The sequence below is a fragment of the Alteromonas sp. ABH4_456 genome (assembly GCF_056160645.1).
The window spans coordinates 15,628-27,206 of the sequence record NZ_JBSWXO010000001.1 but is presented as its reverse complement, the minus strand read 5'-3'; the positions used below and the strand labels follow the sequence as shown (position 1 = coordinate 27,206).

The 11,579-nt window shown below is 47.0% G+C and carries 12 protein-coding genes; 7 read left to right on the top strand and 5 right to left on the bottom strand.

Annotated elements, in window-relative coordinates; translation table 11 throughout:
- Window positions 1-18 precede the first annotated feature (18 nt).
- From ACXAG2_RS00125 to ACXAG2_RS00095, 7 genes are all read left to right on the top strand, one after another.
- Entirely contained in the window at window positions 19-738 is a 720-nt protein-coding gene (locus ACXAG2_RS00125) for a TetR/AcrR family transcriptional regulator (RefSeq protein ID WP_474863717.1), read from the top strand.
- 200 nt (window positions 739-938) lie between these two features.
- Entirely contained in the window at window positions 939-1,751 is an 813-nt protein-coding gene (locus ACXAG2_RS00120) for an alpha/beta fold hydrolase (protein ID WP_474863716.1), read from the top strand.
- Between the two features lie 185 nt (window positions 1,752-1,936).
- Window positions 1,937-2,551 carry a hypothetical protein gene (locus tag ACXAG2_RS00115; protein WP_474863714.1) on the top strand — a complete coding sequence of 205 codons (615 nt, stop codon included), beginning with the start codon at window positions 1,937-1,939 and terminating at the stop codon, window positions 2,549-2,551.
- The gene (locus ACXAG2_RS00110) at window positions 2,551-3,327 is read left to right on the top strand and encodes an SDR family NAD(P)-dependent oxidoreductase (RefSeq protein ID WP_474864425.1); all 777 of its coding nucleotides are present in this window, start codon (window positions 2,551-2,553) and stop codon (window positions 3,325-3,327) included. The genes ACXAG2_RS00115 and ACXAG2_RS00110 overlap by 1 nt, the downstream gene beginning before the upstream one ends.
- A gap of 24 nt (window positions 3,328-3,351) precedes the next feature.
- Window positions 3,352-4,287 carry a fumarylacetoacetate hydrolase family protein gene (locus tag ACXAG2_RS00105; RefSeq protein ID WP_474863713.1) on the top strand — a complete coding sequence of 312 codons (936 nt, stop codon included), beginning with the start codon at window positions 3,352-3,354 and terminating at the stop codon, window positions 4,285-4,287.
- Window positions 4,288-4,359: 72 nt separating this feature from the next.
- Window positions 4,360-5,814 (top strand): NAD-dependent succinate-semialdehyde dehydrogenase, encoded by a 1,455-nt coding sequence (locus ACXAG2_RS00100; protein WP_474863712.1) that lies wholly within the window; start codon window positions 4,360-4,362, stop codon window positions 5,812-5,814.
- A 15-nt stretch (window positions 5,815-5,829) separates the two neighbouring features.
- A complete protein-coding gene (locus ACXAG2_RS00095) occupies window positions 5,830-6,246 on the top strand; it encodes a VOC family protein (protein WP_474863710.1) in 417 nt (138 codons plus the stop codon).
- A gap of 91 nt (window positions 6,247-6,337) precedes the next feature.
- Here ACXAG2_RS00095 and ACXAG2_RS00090 read toward each other — a convergent pair whose 3' ends face one another.
- The 5 genes from ACXAG2_RS00090 to ACXAG2_RS00070 form a co-directional block, all read right to left on the bottom strand.
- Entirely contained in the window at window positions 6,338-7,087 is a 750-nt protein-coding gene (locus ACXAG2_RS00090; RefSeq protein ID WP_474864423.1) for an SDR family NAD(P)-dependent oxidoreductase, read from the bottom strand.
- A gap of 34 nt (window positions 7,088-7,121) precedes the next feature.
- Window positions 7,122-8,450, bottom strand: coding sequence for a histidinol dehydrogenase (gene hisD, locus ACXAG2_RS00085; protein ID WP_474863709.1), 1,329 nt, complete (start codon window positions 8,448-8,450; stop codon window positions 7,122-7,124).
- A gap of 105 nt (window positions 8,451-8,555) precedes the next feature.
- Window positions 8,556-9,758 carry a 3-oxoadipyl-CoA thiolase gene (gene pcaF / locus ACXAG2_RS00080; protein WP_474863707.1) on the bottom strand — a complete coding sequence of 401 codons (1,203 nt, stop codon included), beginning with the start codon at window positions 9,756-9,758 and terminating at the stop codon, window positions 8,556-8,558.
- Window positions 9,755-10,576 (bottom strand): CoA-transferase subunit beta, encoded by an 822-nt coding sequence (locus tag ACXAG2_RS00075; RefSeq protein ID WP_474863705.1) that lies wholly within the window; start codon window positions 10,574-10,576, stop codon window positions 9,755-9,757. The genes pcaF and ACXAG2_RS00075 overlap by 4 nt, the downstream gene beginning before the upstream one ends.
- The gene (locus tag ACXAG2_RS00070) at window positions 10,576-11,391 is read right to left on the bottom strand and encodes a CoA transferase subunit A (protein WP_474863703.1); all 816 of its coding nucleotides are present in this window, start codon (window positions 11,389-11,391) and stop codon (window positions 10,576-10,578) included. Before ACXAG2_RS00070 ends, ACXAG2_RS00075 begins: the two co-directional genes overlap by 1 nt.
- Window positions 11,392-11,579: the final 188 nt, after the last annotated feature.

Genomic DNA, 11,579 nt, shown 5'->3' with positions numbered 1-11,579 from the left:
CCCTGAACAGGATACTTCATGGCCGGTACAATAAGAAAAACAAATTCTGCTAACACCACAAAGAACACAACCCGAACCACAACAAGCACTACTAAACGCAGGGGAAAAGGAAGGCCAGTAGGCGGACAACTAGAAATAGGGCGCGACATTCTTATTGAAACAACCTGCAGATTACTTAGTGAACTGCCACCAAAAAATGTGACCCGAGTTAAAGTGGCCGAAGAAGTAGGCGTGGACCCTTCGTTAATTCGTTATTATTTTAAAAATCGGTCGGCATTGCTGCTGGCTGCTTTTGAACGCCTGACCAGCGAATATAACTCTATGTTGAAAAGGGAGAAAAGCAATTTTGATTCATCTCCTGAAGGTCAGTTGCGCTCAAGGGTGTCGGCATTATTTCGCCTTATTTCTACGTATCCTCACTATCATCGCTTGATCATCGAAGAAATTGCGCCAATGGATACGCCGGAGTCTCGTAAAGCGTTGCAAGAGTTGACCGGCAACCGTCTGGTAACTTACGGAAAAATCATTCAGGATGGTGTTGAGGCGAATGAATTCCGGCAAGTGGATACCGGTTTATTGTTTATCGCTATTATCGGTATGGCTAACTTTTTCACCAGCGGTGAAGAAGTGGTTAAAATCGCGCTTAACAAAGACTCTCTCGATGAGGAGGCAGCCTCTGACTATCAAAGTTTCATCTGTGACATGCTGCTGAATGGCTTGAAAGTCAGACCAGAATAGTACAGTCATTGTAGCGGTAACTCCTTTTTACCCTGCTGTTGTGTAGTGCACCTTTCGATTTGTACCTAACGCAAGGCAGGGAAAGTTAAACCCCTCATTTATTGAGTTAAAAGATACTGTTAATCAAACGTTAAATGCGATACGTTATTCTCTCTTGAAGAATAATGAGTGTTATGATGTTACGGTATTTGACGATATTTATGTTAGTGGTTGCTTTACATGCAGCAGCTAATAGTTCTGCACCAGTTTTTTCCATGATGGTTGATGGTCAGTCAGTTGCCTATCTCGATAGTGGGGGGAATGGTGAGCCTATTCTGTTTTTGCATGCAGGCTCTGGCAATATGTCGTTATGGGATCAACAAGTAGGCTTCTTTACCTCCCATGGTTATCGGTTTATCGCCATTAATTACAAGCCAATAGAAAACGCACAACGTCATGCTGTCATGCGTGAGTTTATGGCTAAGCTCGGTATTCACCAGTTCCACTTAGTTGGCACTGCCGCTGGTGGTGGGATAAGTTTAGGCTATGTGCTGAAATACCCAAAAACAGTGAAGTCCATTGTGATTGCCAACAGTACTGGAAATATCGAAGATAGTGACTACCGGGAAATGAGTAATCGGTTTCGACCTAGAGATATTTTTTCGCAGCTTCCTACCGATTTTCTTGAGCTAGGTCCTTCCTATCGAGCAATCAACCCTGATGGGGTTGAGCGTTGGAAAACGCTGTCTGAAAGTCATAAGAAGATGCCTCCTCCCCCTAAAACACCAGTGAAAGTTAACCCTGCACACGTGATAACCTGGGAGAACCTGGCTAAGCTAACTATGCCAATCCTGTTCCTAACCGGAGACGCTGATTTATACACGCCTCCTGCGGTTGTGCGACTATTTCATACTCATGTTCCACAATCAGAAACCTACATAGTATCGGATAGCGGCCATTCTGCTTACTGGGAATCTCCGAAGGAGTTTAACCACGTTGTTTTGACTTTTCTTTCTCAAGGCGAGCTGAACTAAACTGTTCGTCGAATATTCGGAAATTTCCCGTTAACTCTTATTTTTTAGATATTTAAGCTGTTGTCCAAATTTGCTTTTTTATTTATTTACAATTTTATTCCCTAGCAGAGAATTATTATGTATGATGTAAAATAGTTGTGAACATGCTTGTGTTTTTAGGTCCGGAAGAAAGAGGTGTTTAATTTATGACGTTAACGAGTGACTTGGTGTTTACTCAATTAGCCACTAGCAAGGCTGTTGACTTTGGCTCTCTGGCTACCTCTCTGGATGTTTCAAGTGAGAGCTACTTGTCACAAGAGTCTGAATTGCGGGTAGCTTGGTTTGAGTATGTGGCAAATGGCAGTGCGCGAAACGCGTTAACAAATAGAAAAGCACATTTAAGTCAGCTTACTAAAGGTATAACACCAATTGAGGTCAACGCTTATGCAGGTCGTCTGGTGCAGGATACCGGCGATGCTTCTGCTCCATGGGGACTTCGTATGATAGTGGCATTTAATGTTCCTGATACACAAAAAGCCGAAATCGACAAGTGGTATGTGGAAGAGCATATCCCTTTATTAATGAAGTCTCAGTATTGGTTAAGAGCTCGGCGTTATGAATGTGAAATGGTTATTGGTGATACACCATTTAGTTCAATTGCCGTGCATGATTTGGTCGATCAGCGTGCGTTGGACAGTGCTGAACGGAAGGTAGCTCGCGATACGCCTTGGCGGGCTTCTTACAGTGATAGCAACTGGTTTAAACAAGCGGGTCGTTTTTATTACTGTAATAACGCAAAACATAGAACGGAGGGGGCGTGATGTCAGATAAGCGGTTAGACGGCAAAGTTTGCCTGGTAACGGGCGCCGGTCAGGGAATTGGTAAGGGTATCGCTCTGAAATTTGCTGAATTGGGCGCTCATGTAGTGGTTACGGATTTAAATCCAAATACGGTACTGGGCACAGTCTCAGAAATTACTCAGCAGGGCTCACGAGTGGATAGTTTTGCACCGTGTAATTTAATAAACAAAAATGATGTCAAAAACTGCATGGATTTTGTAATTGAAAAACATGGAAAACTCGACGTATTGGTAAATGCCGGGGCAATCCACCCACACCTTAAACCCTTTTCTGAAATGGATTATGACACAGAGTGGAGTACCACCATGGTAGGTGAAGTTGATGTCGTGTTCTTGCTCACACAGGCAGCGTGGCCACACCTAAAAGCCACAGGTAATGGTTCGATTATTAACTTTGCATCAGTGAGTGCACAACGTGGAAGCCTGAATATGGGGATGTCTGCTCATTGTGCAGGCAAGTCTGCAGTGATGGCACTTACATGGCAGATGGCAATAGAGGGCGGCGCAGACATTCGGGCCAATTCCATTGCTCCGGGAATGGTAACTACGCCGGGCACTCAGCAAGCTGGAGGATCTTCTGAAGGTCCCGTGAAAGACGCAATTCTAGCGCGCGTTCCGCGCAAACGTTTAGGTACTCCGGAAGATATTGCGTGGGCAGCAGCATTTTTAGCATCGGATGAATCGAGTTGGATTACGGGGGCAATGCTCCCTGTTGATGGCGGAACTACTTGTTGTTAATGAGTTTTACGAAGAGGACTAAAAATGAAATTTGTATTGCATTGGTCGCATGGTAAAGCGCGCCCAGGAGTGATTGTTGATGGCATGGTAATAGATATTTCCCGTGTAGTAGATCATGGTCAGACAGCACAACAAACCATGGAAAACATCATTAATAGTTACGACACCATTAAATCAAAAATCGAGGCACTCTCCGACTCGGCACCGAAGCAGCCATTATCATGTGTGCATTTACTGCCTCCATTACCGAGACCAGGCAAGATCCTTTCTTGTATCGCGAATTATCGTGAAAACAACGAGCACCGTGACCCACGCCCTTTAAATATGTTTATGAAGAACCCAGAAGCCGTGATTGGCCCTGGGGACACCATTCAGTTACCTAATTTTGAAGAGCCATCGAGCTTTATGCATGAAGCAGAATTAGCCTTGGTTATCAAAGGTCCGGTTAAACATGTAACGGAAGAAAACTGGCGCTCTGCGATATTTGGTTATACCGGTTTAATTGATGTGACTGCCCGGGGAGAAGGTCGTTCAACCTGGAAGAAAAACAGTTGGATGGGAAAATCATTTGATACTTTCGCTCCTATTGGCCCCTGCATTGTCACCGCAGATGAAATTGACGACCCAAACGATATCGATATTAAGTTTTGGAACAATGGTGAACTTCGTCATGACTTTAATACTTCTGATATGGAGCACAAAGTACCTGAAGTGGTGTCATTTGCCTCACAAATGATGACGTTAAATAGTGGAGATCTCATTGCCACAGGTACCAATCATGAAGGCTTAGGTTACTTACAACATAACGAAGAGATCGAAATTAGCCTGGCCGGGATTGGCACTATGAAGCTCAATGTTTTCGACCCACTAAACCGCAGTTGGGAGCGAGGCGTTTATCTTGGCGCAGACTCAACAAACCATGCTGTTGCGTTAAAAGACGGCAAAGTCGTAAACCGATAAATCCAATTTACATAACGATAAGGGGCACGTTTTTAGGCGAGCTCCTAAGAATACTTGTGCGAAAAATAAGGAATGATGATGAATGCAACTTATCCTGAAATAGTAAAACTGTATATCGATGGTGAATGGCGAAGTGCTCTGGACGGCTCTACGTTACCAGTATTAAGTCCTGCCTCTGGGGATGAAATTGGCAAGGTGGCAGCAGCACAACAAGCCGATCTGGATGTTGCTCTGGCAGCCGCTGAAAAAGGGTTGGAAGTCTGGCGCAATACGCCACCATTAGAACGAGCCAGCAAATTACGTAAAGCGTCTGAAATTTTGCGTAATAATGCCCAAGAAGCCGCCCGATTGATGACATTGGAGCAGGGTAAGATTTTGGCAGAAGCGTCTGCAGAGGTGTTTCGTACCGCTGATGGAAATGATTGGTTGGCAGGCGAAGCCGAACGGATTTACGGTCGTACGATTGCCGGGCGTACTCCCAATGTAAGCCAAACTGTTGTGCAAGATCCGATTGGTGTTGTCATTGCGTTTACGCCGTGGAATTTCCCGCTGTTTCAAATGGTAAGAAAAACCGCAGGCGCGTTGGCCGCGGGTTGCAGTATTATTGTAAAAGGGCCAACGGAATCTCCGGCATGTTGTGCCGCGCTGATTGACGCCTATCATCTGGCTGGTATTCCTGCTGGGGTGGTTAATTTAGTTTATGGTGAAGCGGCTAAGATTTCTGACTATCTGGTACCGCAACCCATAGTTCGTAAGATATCTTTTACCGGATCGACTCCTGTGGGTAAGCGCCTTGCTGCTATGGCCGGTGAGAATATGAAAGTGATCACCATGGAATTAGGTGGCCATGCTCCTGTGATGATTTTTGATGATGTTCCAGATGTGGAGGCGGTGGCTAAAATGATCTGTGGCAATAAATTCAGAAATGCCGGAGCCAGTTGTATTAACCCAACCCGAATCATGGTACAAAAATCGGTGTTTGATCAATTTGTAAAGGCGTTTGTCGAACAAGCTAAAACCATTAAAGTGGGTCATGGGCTTGAGCCTGATTCAACGATGGGCCCGATGTGTAACGAAAGCCGATTGGTAGCCACTGAGCAACTGGTTGAAGATGCAAAGGCGTCAGGGGCGCAGTTAGTGTTAGGCGGCAACCGGGTGGGTACACGCGGTAACTTCTACGAACCCACTATTTTTATTAATGTGCCGCAAGATGCCCAAGTGATGAATGACGAGCCTTTTGCGCCAATTGCTATGATCAATAGTTTTGATACAGTGGATGAGGCGATTGAAGAGTCGAATCGCCTGCCTTACGGACTAGCGGCTTTTGCCTGGACATCAGATCCTGCTAAAGCCAGACGAATCAGCCGAGAAGTCGAATCAGGTATGGTTTCCATTAATCACTTTGGATTGGGGAATCCCGAAGCGCCATTTGGTGGCGTTAAAGATTCTGGATTCGGTTTTGAAGGTGGTCAGGAAGCCATTGAGGCTTATCTGCAAACACGCTTTATTACCGTAGCTGACTTATAAGGCTGGAAGACCATTATGTCTGCATTATCTTTCTGGCATCATCATATTGGATTGAGTGTGCCTGATTTGGATGAGTCTATTGCATGGTATGAAACCATGCTGGACTTTACGTTATTACGTCGTTCACATATCGCTGATATACCGGCGGATATTGCCATGCTAAAAAACGGTAATATGCATATCGAGTTATTGTGTGTGGAGGGGGCGAACCCGTTACCAGAAGACAGGCGTACCCCTGAACTGGATATCCACACTCATGGGACTAAACATGGCTGTTTTGAGACCGATGATGTGGTGGCGACTGCCGAAGAGCTTAAGCGTCGTGGAGCCGAAGTCTTATGGGTTCGTGAATATGCTGGTGGACGACAAAATTGCTTTGTCAGGGATAATGCGGGTAACTTAATCGAGTTTGTCAGAGCCGTTCCCAATTAAGCTAGACGGGAAAATAAAAAAGGAGCGATATATCGCTCCTTTTTTGTAAACTGTTACCCACACTAAATAGTGCTCTTTCGCCATCAAACCCTTAATCTGCTGTCCAGCCACCATCGACAATCAGGCTGGTTCCTGTTACCAAAGAGGCGGCGTCACTGGCAAGAAAGACTACCGCTCCCATGATATCTTGGACCTGACCTAAACGACCCAATTTTATCTTTTGCAGAACGGCTTGTAAAAAAGCCTCATCGGCTAAAAAGGGTTGGCTCATAGGCGTTTCGATAAAGGTCGGCGCGATGGTGTTGGAGCGAATACCATGGCATGCTAGATCAAGGGCGAAAGCTTTGTTCATCCCTTCCATTGCCCATTTTGATGCGCAGTAAAGAGAACGATTTGCCGCGCCCACATGACCCATTTGCGAACTGATATGGAGTAATGAGCCATTGACTCCCTCACTTATCATCTTATTGGTACATGCCTGAGACATGAAATAAGCGCTTTTCAGATTAAGGTTAAGCACAGCGTCATAGTCTGCTTCGGTGACCTCACTCAGGGGGTTAGGGCGGTTCGTACCGGCATTATTAACCAATATATGAAACGCTGCTTGAGTGGCAAAAAAATCGGTAACAGCGGATGTGTTAGTTACGTCAAGTACCGTTGCTGTCGCCATGCCTCCGCTTTGTGTAATGGCGTCGGCAACAAACTTGATTTCATTATGGCTGCGGGTAACCAGAGTGACCTCGGCACCGGCCTGGGCTAACCCCGCTGCGATAGCCATACCGATTCCTCGCCCGGCACCACTGACGAGTGCGCGCTTCCCGCGCAAACTGAAGCTCGGCATAATAGGGAGTTGAAGGTCACTCATGCGTTATTCCTTATGCCCGTGTTTTATCTGATGGCGTGGCAGTACCTGCATAAGGCACATCGGTTTTACCATAACGACGCACACGTATATTGGCTTGCTCACCATGGCCGGCAAAACCTTCAAGACCACATAAACGAGAGCAGTATTCGCCTACCAGTGCAGATGCTTCATCGGTGGTGACTTTTTGATAGGTACAGGTTTTCAGGAATTTACCCACCCAGAGTCCGCCTGTGTACCGAGCAGCCTTTTTAGTTGGCAGGGTGTGGTTAGTACCAATGGCCTTATCTCCAAAGGCAACATTAGTGCGTGGTCCAAGGAATAAAGCGCCGTAATTGGTCATGTTATTGAGGAAGTAATCCGGATCGTTAGTCATTACCTGAACATGTTCACTGGCCAGCTCATCAGCAATTTGAACCATTTCCTCATTACTCTCTGCCACAATCACTTCACCATAGGTTTCCCATGCGGTACGAGCATGCTCGGCGGTGGGTAGGACCTTAAGTAAACGTTCAATTTCGGCCATGGTTTCACGAGCCAGCTTTTCTGAGGTGGTGAGTAAAACGCCGGGGCTATCTGGACCATGCTCTACCTGACCTAAGATATCGGTCGCGCAGATTTCTCCATCAACCGACTCGTCAGCAATAATCAGGGTTTCTGTTGGGCCGGCAAAAAGGTCAATACCGACACGCCCGTAGAGTTGTCGTTTGGCTTCAGCCACAAATGCATTCCCCGGACCAACCAGTATATCTACCGGTGAAATAGATTCGGTACCCAGCGCCATAGCGCCTACCGCCTGAATGCCACCCAGCGCGTAAATTTCGTCGGCTCCAGCCAGAGCCTGAGCAGCGACGATGGCAGGAGCAGGCTTACCTTTAAAGGGAGGTGCACAGGTAATGACACGAGGAACACCGGCGACTTTTGCGGTAATGACTGACATATGAGCTGACGCCAAAAGAGGGTATTTCCCTCCCGGTACATAGCAACCTGCGGCATTTACCGGCAGGTTTTTATGACCCAAAATGACGCCAGGCAGGGTTTCAACTTCGACATCCTGCATCGAGTTGCGTTGCACCTGAGCAAAGTTTCTTACCTGAGTTTGTGCAAACTCAATGTCTTTCAAATCCTGCGGTGACAATGTGTCGATACACGCCTGAATTTCTGCGGAACTTAGCCGGTAGTCTTCGCGGTCCCAGTTATCGAATTTATTTGATAACTCACGTACGGCAAGGTCGCCACGCTGTTCAATATCGGTAAGCGTTGCTTCAACAATTGTGCGTACCTTGCGGTCTACATCTGCTTTGAATTCAGTGGCGGCTCCACGTTTTAGCCAGATAGCCATAATCTTCTCCAGGTTAAATTGGTTTGGCTGGCGCTATATATCCTTAGCGCACGATAAGTCCGGTGTTTGTTGGGGGATGTTTCCTCGTTCAGAGCAACGGCATGTTTACACTCGTTGCAGTAACGTAGCTATGCCCTGACCAACACCAATGCACATGGAACACACAGCGTATTTGCTGTCAGATTGTTGCAATTGCACTGAGGCTGTTTGCAGTAATCTGGCTCCAGACATGCCTAGCGGATGGCCAAGTGCAATAGCGCCACCGTTGGGGTTGATACGTTTGTCGTCATAAGGAATGTCGAGAGCTTTCAGGCAGGCTAAGCCCTGAGCAGCAAAAGCTTCATTTAGCTCTATCAGGTCAATGTCATTGATGGTTAACTGATTACGCTTGAGAAGTTTTTGCATGGCCGGAACAGGGCCTATCCCCATGATGGAAGGTTCTACACCTGCAGTAGCCAGGCCTTTGATTTGCGCTACAGGCTCAAGCTGATAACGCTGTACGGCAGCTTCGCTGGCGACCAGCATCACGGCTGCGCCATCATTGATTCCTGAAGCATTACCTGCGGTGACCGTGCCTTCTGCCTTAAACGGTGTGGCTAATTTGGCCAGTACGGCTAAGGTAGTTTGTGGACGCAGGTGCTCATCGGTGTCGATGATGACTTGCTTATCCCGCCCGGCCATAAAGGCTATAGGAGTAATTTCCTGTGCAAATCGCCCACTTTGTTGTGCCGTTGCGGCCTTTTGTTGAGAGTAAAACGCAAACTGGTCTTGCTCTTCTCGGCTAATATTGAATCGCTCAGCTACATTTTCGGCCGTTTGCGGCATGGTTTCTGTACCATAGCGCTTGTCTAGTTCAGGGTTGATAAAACGCCAGCCCATGGTGGTATCTTCAATGTGTTGCTGGCGGTTGTATGCATTGATTGCTTTGCCCATGACATAGGGTGCACGGGACATAGACTCAACGCCACCGGCCATAATGACGTCAGCTTCACCGGTTAGAATACTTCGATAAGCTAAGCCAATCGCATCCATACCCGAGCCACATAATCGGTTTATCGTGGTCGCCGGTACAGAAAAAGGAATACCGGCGAGTAATGCAGCCATGCGACCCACATTACGATTGTCTTCACCTGCCTGGTTGGCGCATCCGATAAAGATATCATCAATGTGTTCGGCTGGCAGGTGAGGGCAAAGCGCCAGCGTGGCCTGCATCACCTGAGCAAGTAAGTCATCCGGCCGGACCGCGGCTAAACCGCCACCGTAACGGCCAATGGCGGAGCGTCTTGGAGCACACAAGTATACATTCATAACGCACTCTCCTGGCGATGGGCTTGTACGGTGGCCGCTTTTAAGCTTCTGAGTACCTGTATCTCCTGTGTAGAAGGAGATGGGGTGGTGGCCAGGGTAGAAGCAAACCTGATATCCCAACCGGTAGCCTCGATCACTTGTTGTTGGGTCACTCCGGGGTGAAGGCTAACCACAATCAGTTCGTTTGTTTCGGTGTCGGGTTGCAAAATACATAGGTCGGTAATGACCAATACCGGTCCTTTTCCTATTGTCGTTTTGCCTTTACGGGCCTGACCATCGCGTCCAAAGCCGAGTGTGGTAATAAAGTCCACATCGCTAACAAAGGTACGGGGGGAATGCTTCAGAGTAATAATCACTTCTTTGGCATTGGTTGAGATTTCAGGAGCGCCGCCACCGCCAGGTAACCTTACTTTAGGATGTTGGTAGCTAAATGCCCCTTCCGGCCCACTGTCAGGGTGCTCAGCGGCAATGACCGTGGTATTGAGATTGGCGTACCGATCTATTTGTGCTGTACCTAAGAAACCAACATCGATATGGCCCCCTTGTAACCAGTAACGGAACATTTCGGGTACGGAGACTGTGGTTAACGAGGATTCACATAATTCCCCATCGCCAATAGATAAAGGCAGTATGCTGGGTTTGGTTTCAATGGTGCCAGACTCGTAAATCAGTCTGATGTCAGGTGCATGAGTTAGCCTGGCTAGATTGGCCGCCTCACTGGGTAAACCAATACCAACAAAACAGGTAGAATTATTATTCAGTGCTCTGGCAGCAGTGATAGTCATCATTTCTGCTGCTGTGTAATCTGACGCAGTCATTAGCAAGCCCCTTGTGCAAAAACGTCGCTGTCCAACCAGCTAGCAAAGGTGTCCCGCTGGCGCGAAATAGCATCCCATTTTTTGTAGTAGCTATTGTCTCTTGGGTAATAACCTTGTGCGTAGGAGGGTTTAGCACCCAAAGGTACGTGGCATATTGCGTCGATGGCCCATCCGGGAATAATGCAGCTATTGGTAATGGCTTTGAGCTCGTCAACAATTTCTTCAACAGTAACTATGCTATGGTGAGAAGACAGTACGACTTCTTTTTGCACTCCCACAATACCCTCTAATAACACGTTACCGGCCTTATCTGCCTTTTGCGCATGAATGATGCCTACATCGGGTTTGATTGCTGGTACGGCGGCCAGAGCTTCCCCGCTAAAAGGACAGGTTAGGGTAGCGATATTTGGATTGACCTTTTGCAGGTCACTGCCCACATACCCCCGAAAAAGAGCCATCGGTAATCCTGCTGCACCTGCTTCATAGGCATTCGCCATCGCAGCGTGGCTGTGCTCTTCAATTTCAAGCGCTTCAGGGTAGGCATTTTCAATCGCGTCACGAACACGATGCAACGAACCGACTCCAGGATTTCCACCCCAGGAAAAGACTAGTTTGCTAACGCACCCGGCGCCCACCAGCTGGTCGTAAATCAAATCAGGCGTCATTCTAATTAATGTGAGTTGACGTCGTTGCTGACGAATAATTTCGTGGCCTGCTGCGAAAGGAATGAGGTGAGTAAAACCCTCTAGCGAGACAGATTGGCCATCGTGTACACCATCAGCGATAGCGTTTTTTAAGGAAGTAAATTTTGCCATAATCTTAAATGTTCGTTATACGAATTTATATTCTCAATGCGTACAATTTAGCGAGTTACGCTTTGTTACGTCAAGCTTAATTTTTAACAAAAAGATAACTTGCCTGTGGTGACAGGTTTTATGTGGCTGAAATTAATAGAAAACTGGCACTTGTTAACGGAATAGGAAATAATTTGAATAAAGCGAAA